We start from the raw sequence: 14,091 nt of genomic DNA on the forward strand, positions 1-14,091 counted from the left end.
CGCTCACAGCCATCCATCCACAAGGAACGCATATGATGCCCCCTCGCTTCACCCGCTCGCCCGTGCTGGTCGCGGCCGCTGCCGCGCTCATACCGCTGAGCGCCTGCGGTGCCGATCGCGGCGCCGCGCCCGTATCGACCGCGCCCGTATCGACCACCGCGCCCACATCGGCGGTTCCGCTCGCCGCCGAAGCGCTGGCCGAATTCCACGATCTGGAGGCTCGCCTGCACGGCCGGCTCGGCGTCTACGCGCTCGACACCGGAACCGGCCGGGCCGTGGAATACCGTTCGGACGAGCGGTTTCCGTATTGCTCGACGTTCAAGGCGCTGGCCGCCGGCGCGTTGCTGAGCACCCTCCCACCCGCCGAACTCGACCGTCGCATCACCTACACCCGGGCCGATCTGGTACCCAATTCCCCGGTCACCGAACGCCATGTCGACCAGGGCCTGACCCTGCGCGAGATCATGGACGCCGCGGTGCGGTTCAGCGACAACACCGCCGGCAATCTCATGTTCGCCGAACTCGGCGGCCCGCAGGGGTTGCAGCAGCGGCTGCGTGCCATCGGCGATACGACCACGCGGATGGACCGCACCGAGACCACGCTGAACGAGGCCCTGCCCGGCGACGAGCGCGACACCAGCACGCCGCGCGCGCTGGCCGCCGATCTGCGGCACTACGTGCTCGACCCGTCGGTCGCCGCCGGCGACCGCGACGTGCTCACCGGTCTGCTGCGTGCCAACACCACCGGTGGTGCGCTGATCCGGGCCGGGGTACCGGCGGGCTGGCAGGTCGGCGACAAGACCGGCGCCGGCGACTACGGAACGCGCAACGACATCGCCGTGGCGTGGCCGCCGGGACGCGCGCCGATCGTGCTGACGATCCTGTCCACCCGCGACCGGCCGGACGCCGAATACGACACCGCGGCGATCGCCCGTGCCGCCACGATCGCGATCGCCACCCTGGACGGCACTGCGATTCCGCGCTGAACGTGCCGAATCACCCTGTGCCACCCGGTTTTTCCGCAAAGGCCGGGTACCCGGGTCGGTGCCGATCGACCCGGGTACCCGGTGGGATACCGCTCTCCCCTACTTGGCCGGAGCCGGAGCAGGGGTGAACGGCGCATTGATGGTGGTGAAGTACTGGGCGACCGCCAGAATCGCCACCGGTGCCGTGACGAGCAGCTGGCCCGCCAGCGTGCCCAGCGCACCGACGGCGATGATGCCGCCGATGCAACCGACCACGGCCGCGGGCAGGAAGGCGCCGAACAGGCCGACGATCGCGGCCGCGGCCACGGTCGCACCCGCGATGCCGCCGAGCAAGCAGCCCACCGCTCCGCCGGTGAGACCACCGACCAGCGTGCCGATCGTGGCGCCCGCGGTGATGGTGCTGGTCAGGCGGGTCCAGGCCGCGACTTCTCGGTCATAGGGTGTCTTCCACGGCGCCTGGTCCTCGAACGGGAGCGCGACCGGCTTGTAGACCGCGTGCTGCAGATCGAACTGCGGAGTCAGGGTCGCCGTGCGACCGGCGATATCGGCCGCGATCGGGAATTCGAAATCGTCGACCCGGAACTTCAATTCGGTTCCGGCCAGGGTCGTCCCATTGGCGGCCTTGATCTTGAAAACACCATTCTCCACGTCCAGCGAACCGGCGTCGGTGGATATGATCGTCGACTTCTCGTTCGTCGATGCCTGGTAGTTGACGGCACCCTCGTCGGGTGCGGCGGGTGCGGCATTCACGGTGCCGGCCGTCACGCCGACGGCGGCGGCCACCGTCGCCGCGACCGCGGTAAAGTTCCTCATCTTCACTGCTTTTTCCTCATCACTCATTGCATTCCGCCGGAGCGGCTTTATCCAGTTTGTGATGAATGCGAAAAAGCGACGAGGTTAATAACCAGATGGATTCGAATACCCGGCCGAGGAAAAATAAATCGAATCTCACAAATTAAAAAAGAACCCTCGCACTCGAAAGTGCGAGGGTCCTTTTAATTCGGCCACTGAAATAATTACCGGCTCAGGGGTGGGGCCGGCGAGCACTTCACTTGGCCGGGGCCTTGAACGGCTCGTTGATGGTGGAGAAGTACTGGATCGCGGCGCCGATCGCGACCGGGGCGGTCACGAAGATCTGGCCGGCGAGCACACCCAGGAAGCCGACGGCGGCGGCACCGGCGACACAGCCGCCGAGCGGGCCGAGGCCGAACAGGGTGGCCAGCGCACCGGTGGCGACGACACCGAGGGCAGCGCCCGCGATGCAGCCGATGACCGCGCCGCCGATACCACCGGCCGCGGTGCCGATGGCAGCGCCGGTGGCGATGGTGTCCTTGAGACGAGTGAAGGCGGCGACCTCACGCTCGTACGGGGTCTTCCACGGCGCGCTGTCCTCGAACGGGAGGGCGACCGGCTTGTAGACCGCGTGCTGCAGATCGAACTGCGGGGTGAGCGTCGCCGTGCGACCGGAGATGTCGGCGGCGATCGGGAACTCGAAATCGTCGACACGGAACCGCAATGGGGTTCCGGCCACGGTGGTCCCGTTGGCGGCCTTGATCGTGAATACGCCGTCCTCGACATCCAGCGACCCGGCGTCGGTCGAAATGATCGCCGCGTTCTCCGTGGACCTCGCCTGGTAGTTCACGACACCGTCGTCGGCGGCCGGAGCGGCCTGAACCGTCCCCGCCAGCGCACCCAACGTCGTAGCGACCAGCGCCGTGAGCACGGCGAATTTCCTCATCTTCACTGCTTGAATCCTCGACTTTCCGACTGCCGGCACGCGGCAGCACAGGTTGCCGTGTCCGGCACAGACACACGGCATCGGTGGAGTTTGCGGGCGTTCGACGCGGATGGGCCAGGATAAGAACCAGCCCGATTACAACCGGTGACTCACTTCCGGTCATCGTTGATCATGACCCGAATGAGTCTGTCGTTCCACTGGTTCCTTCCCACCTATGGCGATTCCCGCAATCTGGTCGCGGGCGGTCACGGCACCTCGATGTCGGGCGATCGTCCGGCCTCGCTGCGCTATCTGAACCAGATCGCGGGTGCCGCGGAGGAGAACGGCTTCGAGGCGGTGCTGACGCCGACCGGCGCATGGTGTGAGGATGCCTGGCTGACGACGGCCATGCTGGTGGAGACCACGGAAACGCTGAAATTCCTGGTCGCCTTCCGTCCCGGTGTGGTGAGTCCCACCCTCGCCGCGCAGATGGCGGGAACCTTCCAGCGGCATTCACGCGGACGCCTGCTGCTGAACGTCGTGACCGGCGGCGAACCGCACGAACAGCAGGCCTACGGCGACTTCCTGGACAAGGAACAGCGGTACGAGCGCACCGGCGAGTTCCTGCACATCGTGCGCGAACTGTGGGGCTCCGACGCCCCGGTGACGTTCGAAGGCAAACATCTGCGGGTGCGCAACGCGCAACTGAACAACCGGCCGGATCCGATTCCGCCGGTGTTCTTCGGTGGCTCGTCGGCCGCCGCCGGACCGGTGGCCGCCCGCTACACCGACACCTACCTCACCTGGGGTGAACCGCTGTTCGCGGTGAGCAAGAAGCTGGAGTGGATCCGCCGGCTCGCGGTGGACGAGGGCCGCATCCTCGATTACGGCCTGCGCATCCACGTCATCTCCCGCGACACGTCCGAACAGGCCTGGGCCGAGGCCGATCGCCTGCTGCAAGCGGTGAACCCGGCGGATATCGAACGGGTGCAGGCGAATCTGGCCCAGAGTGAATCCGAGGGCCAGCGGCGGATGCTGGAACTGCACGGTGGCAACACCGATCGGCTCGAGATCGCGCCCAACCTGTGGGCCGGTGTCGGACTGGTGCGCGGCGGCGCGGGAACGGCGCTGGTCGGCTCGCACGAAGAGGTGGCCGAGCGGCTGATCGAATACTCCCGCCTCGGCATAACGCAGTTCATTCTCTCCGGTTATCCGCATGTGGAGGAGGCGTACTGGTTCGGCGAGGGAGTCCTGCCGATCCTGCAGCGCCGCGGACTGTGGCAGCCGCCCGCTCATCGCGAAAACCGGGTCGCCACAACACCATTCGCCACCGCGGCCGCGAGCAGCAGCTAACCTGCCACGAATTCCGGCCGGCACCCTCTCGGCATGCTCACCGGGTGATCTATACAGCCGCTAACACATAGCTACACTCGTTGGCGAGCGATCAGAACCCCGTACATGAGCTAACCGATGTCTCGGAGAGGGTGTCGATCATGGCCGTATACGACGTAAGCAACCGAGCAGCAATAGTCAGCGGTGGCGGTTCCGGGATCGGACGGGCGGTCGCGCACGAACTCGCACGCAGTGGCGCCGCGGTCCTGGTGTTCGATCTCGACGAGGACGCCGCGAATACGGTGGTCGAGGAGATTCGCGGTGCGGGCGGGCAGGCGAGCGGCTTCGCCGGCGATGCCTCCGATCCGGAGACCGTCCGGCGCAGCGTCGCGGCCGCCGCTGAACTGGGACCCCTGCGGATCGCGGTCAACAACGCCGGCATCAGCGGGGAGAGTGCGCTGATCGGTGACTATTCGCTGGAGGGCTGGCGCAAGGTCTTGTCGGTGAACCTCGACGGCGTGTTCTACGCGCTGCGCGAACAACTTCCGGTCGTCGCGGCCGCGGGCGGCGGCGCCATCGTGAATATGGCGTCGATTCTCGGCAGCGTCGGATTCGCGAATTCCTCGGCGTACGTCACGGCCAAACACGGCCTGCTCGGCCTGACCCAGAACGCGGCCCTGGAATACGCCGCCCAGGGCGTGCGGGTCACCGCCGTCGGGCCCGGCTTCATCCACACTCCGCTGCTCGGCGCCAACCTCGACGAGGAAACGCAGGCTTTCCTCGCCCAGAAACACGCCCTGGGCAGGCTGGGCACCCCGGAGGAGGTCGCGGGGCTGGTCGCCTTCCTGGCCAGCGATGCGGCCACGTTCATCACCGGCAGTTATCACCTGGTCGACGGCGGATACACCGCGCAGTAGCCGGACCGCCTCGAGCCCGGGCTATGTCGCCTTGGCTTCCTTCGCGGCGGCCTTCATCTGCTTCTTGAACGCCCGCACCTCGAGCAGTGACTCGTTGTCGACGATATCGGCGGCCGAGCGGCGCGAATTCGGCTCCGAGTAGGCGCCGGCCGCCTTCTCCCACCCCGCCGGCCGCACACCGAGTTGTTTGCCCAGCAGCGCCAGGAAGATACGTGCCTTCTGATCGCCGTAGCCGGGCAGTTCCTTCAACCGGCGCAGCACTTCCTTGCCGTCGGGATCGTCGCGAGTCCAGATTTCGGAGGTGATGCCGTCATAGTGTTCGACGACGTAGCGGGCCAGTTCCTGGGTGCGCCGGGCCATCGAGCGGCCGTAGCGGTGGATGGCGGGCGGGGTCGCGCCCAATTCCTCGAACTCCTCCGGATCGGCCTCCGCGATCCGGTGGATATCGAAACCGTTCATACGGTCGGCGATCTTCTTCGGACCGCGGAACGCATGTTCGAGGGGAAACTGCTGATCCAGCAGCATCCCGGTCAAGAGGGCGAAGTCGTCCTCCGACAACAGCTTGTCCGACTCCGGTTCCTGCGCGAGGCACACTTTGCGGCTCACCATGTATCGATCATGGCAGACGGCCGGATATCCGCCTACCAACCGACGTGACGGGACTCACATGCCTACCCACCCGTAGCTTTTCTGCGCGCGTAGGGTGAATCTTCATGCCCGACACTTTGGCAACACCCACGGTGGAAGATATGGCGCCCACACACAGCTCCTCGGCAGACAATTCCTCACCCTCAGGGCTGAGGCCGGACCGTTTCGATCGCGCGGGCCGCGACCAGCTCATCGATGTTCACGATCTGCAGGCAGCACTGCCCGGAATTCGCGGACTACGCCGCTGGGCGCACGACGCCCTGGCCGTCGCTCCGGGCGAGAGTGCGGTCGACATCGGCTCCGGCACCGGCTCGGAGGTGCTGGTCTTCGCCGACGCCGTCGGCCCGACCGGTGACGCGGTCGGCGTCGAACCCGATCCGAATCTGCTGGCCGGGGCGGAACGCCGTGCGGCCCAGCACAATTCGCCGGCCCGGTTCGTGCCCGGCGATGCCTACGGACTCCCGTTCGGCGGTGACACCTTCGATGTCGCGCTGTGCGAACGGGTCTTCCAGCATCTGACCGCTCCGGCGCGCGCCGCGCGGGAGATCGCGCGGGTATTGAAGCCGGGCGGACGCGTCGTCGTCATGGACAGCGACTGGGGCACCGCCATCGTGCATCCCGGCGACCGGCGGGTCGTGCACGAGGTGGTCGAAACCCTGATCACCAACACCACCAACCCGTTCTCGGGACGGCGGCTGCCCGGCCTGCTCGCCGGCGCGGGACTGGTCGTCGACGATATCGGCTCGCATGCGCTGGTCCAGGACGCGAGCGCCGGCGCGGGTGCGCTGGTGGCCCGCATCGCCGGGATGGCGGAGGCACGCGGGGCGATCACCGAGGCGCAGCGGCGGGAGTTGCTGGCGGAGCTGGAAGCCGGCGCGCGCACCGGTGACATCCACCTCTCGGTGACGATGTTCGCGGTACTGGCGCACAAGCCGCAGTAACGGGCGAAGATCGGTTCGCGGCCCCCGAACAGGGGCCGCGAACCATGCAGCCGACTCCGTGGCAGGTCGCGCCGCTCTACTTCCCCAGCAGCTTCTCGGTGGCCGCGAGCAGGACACAGGTCGCCAGACCGTCCATCGCCTTCTCCAGGTCGGCGAGCGACGGGAAACTGGGGGCGATGCGAATGTTCTTGTCCTCCGGGTCTTTTCCGTAGGGGAACGCCGAACCGGCGGGTGTCAGGGCGATGCCGGCCTCCTTGGCCAGCGCCACCACGCGCGCGGCCGTGCCCTCGACCACGTCCAGGCTGATGAAGTAGCCGCCCTTGGGCTCGGTCCAGGAGGCGACCTTCGAGGCGCCCAGACGATCCTCCAGGATCCGCAGCACCAGTTTGAATTTCGGCTCGAGCACGGCGCGGTGGGCCTGCATGTGCCGGCGCACCCCCTCGGCATCACCGAAGAAGCGCAGGTGACGCAACTGGTTCACCTTGTCCGGGCCGATGCTCTTCTTCGCGGCGTACTTCAGGTACCAGGTCAGGTTCTCGGTGGACGCGCCGAAGAAGCTGACACCGGCACCGGCGAAGGTGATCTTCGACGTGGAGGCGAAGACGAAGGGCCGGTTGGGGTTTCCGGCCGCGGCGGCCATTCCGAGCACATCGAACACCGGGGCGGCGGTATCGGTCAGCGGGTGCACCGCGTAGGCGTTGTCCCAGAACAGGCGGAAGTCCGGCGCCGCGGTGGGCATCGAAACAAGTTCGCGCACAACCTCTTCGGAGAAGTTCACGCCGGTCGGGTTGGAGTAGTTGGGGACCGCCCACAGGCCCTTGATCTGCGGGTCGGCGGCGACCAGTTCCGCGATCGCGTGCACGTCCGGGCCGTCGTGGTTGATGGCGATCGGAATCATCTGCACGCCCAGCGTTTCGGTGATCCCGAAGTGGCGATCGTATCCCGGGCTCGGGCACAGGAACTTGATCGGCTCGTCGGCCCAGCGGGTCGTCGAATCGGCCGTACCGTGCAGCATCGCGAACACGATCACGTCGTGCATCAGCTCCAGGCTGGCGTTGTTGCCGGCGAGCAGGTTCTCGACCGGAATGCCCAGCAGTTCACCGAAGATCGCGCGCAACTCCGGCAGGCCGTGCAGGCCGCCGTAGTTGCGGCAGTCGGTGCCGGTGCCGTCGCGGTAGTCGTCGGCGCCCGGCAGGGCGAGCAGGCCGGCGGAGAGATCGAGTTGCTCCGGCGAGGGCTTGCCCCTCGTCAGATCCAGCGTGAGCTTCTCGGTCTGGAGCTTCGCGTAGTTCGCGGTCTGCGTCTCGTGTTCCGATACGAGTTCCGCATGGCTCATCAAACCGATCTGCGTTTGCCGGGGCATCCTGAGCAGCCTTTCAAGCAGCGAGGTAACAGGTGGACGGATCCTGCGCTTCTGGCGCGGACCCAGCCGACCACGTTACTCGCCGGACGCGCCCCGTGGCAGATAAGAATATTTCCCCCCGGAAAGTAAAGGGGACCCCGCGCACCCGGCAGAGCCCGTTGACCCTTGCTGCCTTCCGGCCCTGGGGGAGTTCACAGGATGCGCGCCGCGCGGGATCCGTCGGCCAGTGTAGTCACAACTGTCCACTCGAGTGGAATCCGGGCGGAGTCGATACGATCACCTGCGACATTTTTCGAGGGGGCTTCCGCGCCAGGACCGGAGGAAAGACGTGACAGGCAGTAATCCACCGCACGGTGGGCCCGAGTATCCGGGGCTGGGTAACCCGCCCAACGAAACCGTGCACTGGTGGTCGACGCCGGCGGCTCCGGAGCAGCCGCTCACCGGTACCGATCCGACCGTCATGGGTGGGCGTCCCGGGCCCGTGACCGGCGCGGACCCGACGGTTCTGGGAGCCGGGTTCGACGCCTATCACGGTGGCGCCCCGCAGCAGCCATACGCCCAGCAGCAGCCACCGCCGTCCGTGCCGAATTATCCCCAGCAGCAGTTCCCGCCGCCTTATGCACAAGGACCGGCGTACCCGCAGCCGCCCAAGAAGAACAACGCCGCGTGGATCGTCGGCGGCGTGGTCGGCCTGGTCGTGGTGATCGGCATCGTGATCGGCGTGATCGCGCTCACCGGCGGTGGCGGGGGCGGGAGCAAGGGACCGCTCGGCGACAAGAAGGGGGTCGACGGCAACTATTCGATGGCCAATGTCACCGACGCCTGCTCGCTCATCGATACCACGGTGCTGCGCAAGTGGGCGCCCACGCCCAAGGACGCGCCCGAGCACACCGAACGCGCACCCGACTCCAGCTTCGGCGGCGGCAACCTGACCTGCCGCGCCCGGTACGACGGCGCCGGCAAGTACGGCACCGACGGCTCCGATATCGACCTCGAAGCCGACTTCCAGAGCAAATACAGCGATCCGCAGTTCAACAGCTGGAAGAACTACGACACCAAGACCACCGGCAGCGGCCGCACCTCCGGCGATATCGCGGGCATCGGCAGCCAGGCCTACTACGCCGCCTACCAGCAGAACTACTCCAGCTTCGTGACCCTCGACTACACCTGCGCGGCCCTGGACTCCAACGTCTCGGTCAAGGTGGAACTACGGATTCAGGCCGAGGGCAGCATCAACAGCGACGACGTCGGCACCACCTGCAAGGACCAATTGAAGAAGGCGCTCGCCGGCCTGCACAAATAGCCCGGTTTGCGGTTCCGGGGGGTCCACCCGGTATATTGCTCTGCGGAGGATTCGCCTAGTGGCCTATGGCGCTCGCCTGGAACGCGGGTTGGGTTAACGCCCTCAGGGGTTCAAATCCCCTATCCTCCGCCGCGAAACGCCCGCTACCCCAGTGGTAGCGGGCGTTTCTTGTGTCGGTGGCTGCAGTGGCCGGCCGTCGCCGTGCGGTGACCGGGGCGATCACTCACCAGCGCAGTGACGCGCATCACTTGCCGGTGGTGTCACATCGCGGGACCGGCGAGCGTCTGGTGTGTGCCGGAGTCGAGTGAACGGACAGGAGCCACCCATGAGCGAGCGCATCGACGGCGCGACCGAGGCGTTCGTCACCCATCGCAATCTGCTGTTCACGGTGGCCTACGAGATGCTCGGTTCGGCGGCCGACGCCGAGGACGTCCTGCAGGAGACCTGGTTGCGATGGGTGGACGTGGACCTCGACGACGTCCGTGATCAGCGTGCCTACCTGGTCCGGATCGTCACCAGGCAGGCTCTGAGCCGGCTGCGCACGCTCGGCCGCCGCAAGGAGTCCTACGTCGGCCCGTGGCTGCCGGAACCGCTGCTGACCGCGCCCGATGTGGCCGAGGACGTGGAGTTGGCCGACAGCGTGTCGATGGCGATGCTGCTGGTGCTGGAAACGCTCGCACCGACGGAACGAGCGGTGTTCGTGCTGCGCGAGGTGTTCGACCTGAGCTACGACGAGATCGCCGAGGCCGTCGACAAGACGCCCGCCGCCGTGCGCCAGATCGCCCATCGCGCACGGGCTCACGTCGCCGCGCGCCGGCCCCGCGGGGCGGTGTCCGCCGAAGAATCCCGCCGCGCCGTCGAAGCCTTCCAGCAAGCCATCGAAACCGGGGACCTGCAGCATCTGGTCGACATGCTGGCTCCCGACGTGGTGCTGCTCGGCGACGGCGGCGGCGTCGTCCAGGCGGTCCTGCGGCCGATCGCGGGCGCCGATCGGGTCGCCCGCACGCTGCGTACCGGACTGCCGCGACTGCGCAGCGAGGCAACCGTCGAAGCGGTGCAGATCAACGGCTGCCCGGCGCTGATCGTGCGGATCGACGGACGAATCGACGACGTGGTGGCGATGCGGCTCGACGACGGCCTGATCACCGGCCTGTACGTGGTCCGCAATCCGGAGAAACTCTCCCGCGTCGAACAGCAGACCACGGTCAGCCGATGAGTCCGCCGGAGCAACCCGCCTCGATCCTCGCCCTGGCCGACCTGGCCACACCGATGGCGATCCGCGTGGCCGCGACGCTACGGCTGGTGGACCACGCAGGCGCCGCAGGCGCGACCGCCGAAGAACTGGCGGCTCGCACCGGCACGGCCGCTCCCGCACTCCGGCGACTGCTCGACCATCTGGTCACCGTCGGCGTCTTCGACCACGATGCGGCGTCCGGCCACTACGGGCCCACGAGCCTCGGCGATCAGATGAGTGCGGACTCCCCCGACCCGTTCACACTGCTGCTGCTCGATATCGGTAGCGCGGGCGGGCGGGCGGAACTGGCCTTCGTGGAACTGCTGAGCACGATCACTTCTGGCCGGCCCGCCTATCCACGCAGGTACGGACGTGACTTCTGGGCCGATCTGGAGGCGGAGCCCGCGCTGCGCACGTCCTTCGACGCCCAGATGAATTGCCGCTTCCGGGTTTACGCGGATCAGATCGCAGAACGTTTCGACTGGAGTCGCTTTCGCGACCTTCTCGACGTCGGCGGTGGCGACGGCACCTTGCTGACGGCGATCCTGCGCGCACATCCCGGCGTGCGGGGGCGAGTGCTGGATCTGGCGCCGACGGCCGCCGCGGCCACCGAGCGATTCGCGGCGGCCGGGCTCGACGACCGGGCGACCGCCGTCGCGGGCAGCTTCTTCGACCCGCTGCCGACCGGGGGCGACGCTTATGTCCTGTCCGACATCCTGCACGACTGGGACGACGAGTTCGCGGCGGCCATCCTCGCCGAATGTGCTCGCGCCGCAGCGCCTTACGGGGCGGTTGTGGTGATCGAGCCGATTCGGGGGCGTGGGGCCGATACGGCGATCGACCTGTTCATGCTGATGTGCTTCGGCGGCCGGGAACGGACGGTGCCGGAGCTGGCCGAGCTCGGTGCGCGATGCGGCCTGATCCTGCACACCTCCACCCCGGTCGCGGACGGGCGGACCGCGCTGGAGTTCCGGGCCCGGTGACACTTCGCCACGCCCGCGGAAACCGCGAGCTATTTGTCGGCACTCCGGTTTATGATCGAACACATGTTCGAACATTGGCCGGAGAAGGGGGAGTTCGCGCTGCATCGGGTGGTGGTTCCGCCGATGCCGGTGCTGGTGGACGTGGCTGCCGCTATCCCCACGTATCCGCGGATGGCCGATCCCGAAGCAGTGGCGGGGCAGGTGCGGGCGGGCGGGCTCGAGATCACCGGGCGAATTCCGGGACGACTACACGCTTGGGCGCGCGCGGCGGACGGAACGTGGTTGGGACTGGTGGAATTCGAGTTGCGCACCGGGAACGGGCGCAGTCGACTGCCGGTGACCCAATGGTGTCCGGCGCATGCGCTGATCATGCGTGGCGGGTGCGGGCCGCCCGAGTGACGGCCCGCGACATCGCTACGCGGAGCGGAGATTTCCGGCCGCCGCGGGCACGACCGGGACCAGACCGGTGAGTGCAGCGGGTAGCGGGGCCCGGTGCAGCACTCCGAGGCGCTGGGTCGCGCGGGTGAGGGCCACGTAGAGTTCGGCGGCGCCACGCGGCCCGTCGGCGAGGATGCGCTCGGGCTCGACGACGAGTACGGCATCGAACTCGAGGCCCTTCGTCTCCGAAGCCGGAACCGTGCCGGGCACACCGGGTGGACCGATCACCACGGCGGTGCCCTCGCGCCCCTCCTCGTCACGAATGAATTCCTCGATGGCGGAGGCCAATTCGTTCTCGTCGACGCGGCGCGACCACGGCCGCACGCCACAGGCACGCACCGACTCCGGTGGCCGCACACCGGGGGCGAATTCGGCGAGCAGCGCGGCCGCGACCGCCATGATCTCCGCCGGCGTGCGGTAGTTCACCGTCAGGGAGCGATAACGCCACCGCCCGGGGACATAGGGCTCGAGCATGGCGTCCCACGAGGTGGCGCCGGCGGTCGAACGCCGCTGGGCGAGGTCGCCAACCACGGTGAAGGAGCGGCCCGGACACCGCCGCATCAGCACCCGCCAATCCATCTCGGAGAGCTCCTGCGCCTCGTCGACCACGATATGGCGATAGGTCCAATCCCGGTCGGCGGCAGCACGTTCGGCCAGATCGCGGGTATCACGATCGGCGAAGCGGTCCGCCAGGTCCTCGGCGTAGAGCAGGTCGGTGGCGAAGAGGTGGTCCTCGTCGTCCATCGAGTCCTCGCGGCCCGTCATCAGTTCCAAGACGCCTGCGGCATATCGGGCTTCGGCCGCGCGTTCGCGTTCCGCGGTGTCATCCGCCGGTTTCTGCCGGCCCAGCAGATCGACCAACTCGTCGAGCAGCGGTACATCCGATACCGTCCACGCGGCGCCGTCGGCACGCCGCAGGGCCGGGTCGGCGCCCGCCGCACGCAACCGCTCGGGCGACGAATACAGCTCGGCCAGTAGCTTTTCCGGGGTGAGCACGGGCCAGAGCTGGTCGAGCGCGGCCGCGAACTGCTCACTCTCGGCGAGCTCGGCGACGAGATCGGCACGCAAGTTCTCCCACGCCTCGCGGTCGTCGCGGGTGATCCAGCCCTTGCCGATCCGGGCGATCGCGCGCTCGGTGATCACATAGGTGACGATGTCGCGGAACACCGCCCGCGCCTCGTTGTGCGGCAGACCGCTCGTGCGCGCCTCTTCCCGCGCCCATTCCGCAGTCGCGGCATCGATGCGCGCGGTGACATCGGTCAATTCGATGATCAGCGGTTCCGCCGGCAGGCACTGCCGGTCGGCGACCGCGGCGGCGAGCACATCCAGCATGCGCAGCGACCCCTTGATACGCACCGCATCCGGAGTGTCCTCGGCGGTGACGTGCAGGCCCGGCACCAGATCGCCCGTGGTGGTGAAGACGACGTTGGTTTCGCCGAGCGACGGCAGCACCCGGTCGATATGACGCAGGAAGGCCGGATTGGGCCCGACCACGAGAACACCGTGGCGTTCCATCTGCTCCCGCTGGGTGTAGAGAAGATAGGCGACACGGTGCAGTGCCACCACCGTCTTGCCGGTACCGGGTCCGCCCTCGATCACCAGCACGCCGGGATGATCGAGCCGGATGATCTCGTCCTGTTCGGCCTGGATGGTCGCCACGATGTCGCGCATCCCCTCGCCGCGGGGTGCGTCGACCGCCGCGAGCAGCGCGGCATCCCCGCGTTCCCCGGCGCCCGGGCGGCCGAAAATCTCGTCGGTGTAGTCGACGACGCGGCGGCCGCGGGAATGGAACTGCCGGCGCCGCCGCATCTGCTCCGGGTTGGCGGCGGTCGCGGTGTAGAACGCCCGTGCCGCCGGAGCCCGCCAGTCCAGCAGCAACGGCTCGAAGTCGTCGCTCCGGTCGAACAGCCCGATCCGGCCGATATAGGAGCGCTCGCCGGAGTCGCTGTCCAATCGGCCGAAGCACAGCCCGTTGTCGGCCACGTCCAAGCGCTTCACCTCGCGCGCCAGCGTGCGCACCTCCACGTCGCGGTCCACCAGCGCACCGCCGTCGCCGCGCAATGCCGCGCGGTAGCGGCGCCCGGCCTCGGCGCGCTCGCCGTCGAGTCGCGCGTAGAGCGCGGACACATAGTCCTGTTCGGCCCGCAACTCGTCCTGATACCCCGGCGCCGACATGTGTCCCTCATTTCCCTGGCTCGACATGGTTCATGTGGACACCTGTGTCCGTCG

General features: G+C 67.9%; 13 protein-coding genes, 1 tRNA gene and 1 other RNA gene. 9 read left to right on the plus strand and 6 right to left on the minus strand.

What is annotated here, in order from left to right; genetic code table 11:
- Window positions 1–35 precede the first annotated feature (35 nt).
- Window positions 36–986, plus strand: a complete 951-nt coding sequence (gene bla / locus NA3_RS21855; protein WP_062965712.1) for a class A beta-lactamase — start codon at window positions 36–38, stop codon at window positions 984–986.
- A gap of 99 nt (window positions 987–1,085) precedes the next feature.
- Here bla and NA3_RS21860 read toward each other — a convergent pair whose 3' ends face one another.
- Window positions 1,086–1,799: a DUF8020 domain-containing protein gene (locus NA3_RS21860; protein WP_128145040.1), complete on the minus strand. Its 714-nt coding sequence runs from the start codon at window positions 1,797–1,799 to the stop codon at window positions 1,086–1,088.
- A gap of 235 nt (window positions 1,800–2,034) precedes the next feature.
- Window positions 2,035–2,730, minus strand: coding sequence for a DUF8020 domain-containing protein (locus tag NA3_RS21865; RefSeq protein ID WP_062965505.1), 696 nt, complete (start codon window positions 2,728–2,730; stop codon window positions 2,035–2,037).
- A 174-nt stretch (window positions 2,731–2,904) separates the two neighbouring features.
- Here NA3_RS21865 and NA3_RS21870 point away from each other — a divergent pair, with 174 nt between their 5' ends.
- Window positions 2,905–4,056 (plus strand): LLM class flavin-dependent oxidoreductase, encoded by a 1,152-nt coding sequence (locus NA3_RS21870; RefSeq protein ID WP_062965506.1) that lies wholly within the window; start codon window positions 2,905–2,907, stop codon window positions 4,054–4,056.
- A 140-nt stretch (window positions 4,057–4,196) separates the two neighbouring features.
- Window positions 4,197–4,952, plus strand: coding sequence for an SDR family NAD(P)-dependent oxidoreductase (locus NA3_RS21875; protein WP_062965713.1), 756 nt, complete (start codon window positions 4,197–4,199; stop codon window positions 4,950–4,952).
- Between the two features lie 21 nt (window positions 4,953–4,973).
- Here the strand turns inward: NA3_RS21875 and NA3_RS21880 are convergent, their stop codons facing one another.
- Window positions 4,974–5,561, minus strand: a complete 588-nt coding sequence (locus NA3_RS21880) for an HhH-GPD-type base excision DNA repair protein (RefSeq protein WP_062965507.1) — start codon at window positions 5,559–5,561, stop codon at window positions 4,974–4,976.
- Window positions 5,562–5,701: 140 nt separating this feature from the next.
- Between NA3_RS21880 and NA3_RS21885 the strand changes: the two genes are divergently transcribed.
- Window positions 5,702–6,541: a methyltransferase domain-containing protein gene (locus NA3_RS21885; RefSeq protein ID WP_062965508.1), complete on the plus strand. Its 840-nt coding sequence runs from the start codon at window positions 5,702–5,704 to the stop codon at window positions 6,539–6,541.
- Window positions 6,542–6,617: 76 nt separating this feature from the next.
- Here the strand turns inward: NA3_RS21885 and NA3_RS21890 are convergent, their stop codons facing one another.
- Complete coding sequence (locus NA3_RS21890) at window positions 6,618–7,904, minus strand: aspartate aminotransferase type Ic (RefSeq protein WP_062965509.1); 1,287 nt, start codon at window positions 7,902–7,904, stop codon at window positions 6,618–6,620.
- Between the two features lie 126 nt (window positions 7,905–8,030).
- An RNA gene (gene ffs / locus NA3_RS21895) (signal recognition particle sRNA small type) lies at window positions 8,031–8,125 on the minus strand.
- 107 nt (window positions 8,126–8,232) lie between these two features.
- On the opposite strand from ffs, the gene NA3_RS21900 reads away from it, so the two are divergent.
- From NA3_RS21900 to NA3_RS21920, 5 genes are all read left to right on the plus strand, one after another.
- Window positions 8,233–9,207 carry a hypothetical protein gene (locus NA3_RS21900; protein WP_157126589.1) on the plus strand — a complete coding sequence of 325 codons (975 nt, stop codon included), beginning with the start codon at window positions 8,233–8,235 and terminating at the stop codon, window positions 9,205–9,207.
- A 44-nt stretch (window positions 9,208–9,251) separates the two neighbouring features.
- Window positions 9,252–9,336: transfer RNA gene (locus NA3_RS21905), tRNA-Ser, on the plus strand.
- Between the two features lie 196 nt (window positions 9,337–9,532).
- On the plus strand, window positions 9,533–10,423 hold the full coding sequence (locus NA3_RS21910; protein ID WP_062965511.1) for an RNA polymerase sigma-70 factor: 891 nt from the start codon (window positions 9,533–9,535) through the stop codon (window positions 10,421–10,423).
- Window positions 10,420–11,424, plus strand: a complete 1,005-nt coding sequence (locus tag NA3_RS21915; protein WP_062965512.1) for a methyltransferase — start codon at window positions 10,420–10,422, stop codon at window positions 11,422–11,424. Before NA3_RS21910 ends, NA3_RS21915 begins: the two co-directional genes overlap by 4 nt.
- Window positions 11,425–11,487: 63 nt before the next feature.
- The gene (locus tag NA3_RS21920) at window positions 11,488–11,823 is read left to right on the plus strand and encodes a hypothetical protein (protein ID WP_227995406.1); all 336 of its coding nucleotides are present in this window, start codon (window positions 11,488–11,490) and stop codon (window positions 11,821–11,823) included.
- Between the two features lie 15 nt (window positions 11,824–11,838).
- Here the strand turns inward: NA3_RS21920 and helR are convergent, their stop codons facing one another.
- Window positions 11,839–14,037: an RNA polymerase recycling motor ATPase HelR gene (gene helR / locus NA3_RS21925; protein ID WP_062965513.1), complete on the minus strand. Its 2,199-nt coding sequence runs from the start codon at window positions 14,035–14,037 to the stop codon at window positions 11,839–11,841.
- Window positions 14,038–14,091: the final 54 nt, after the last annotated feature.

It is taken from the genome of Nocardia africana NBRC 100379, assembly GCF_001612635.1.
Lineage (GTDB): Bacteria > Actinomycetota > Actinomycetes > Mycobacteriales > Mycobacteriaceae > Nocardia > Nocardia africana.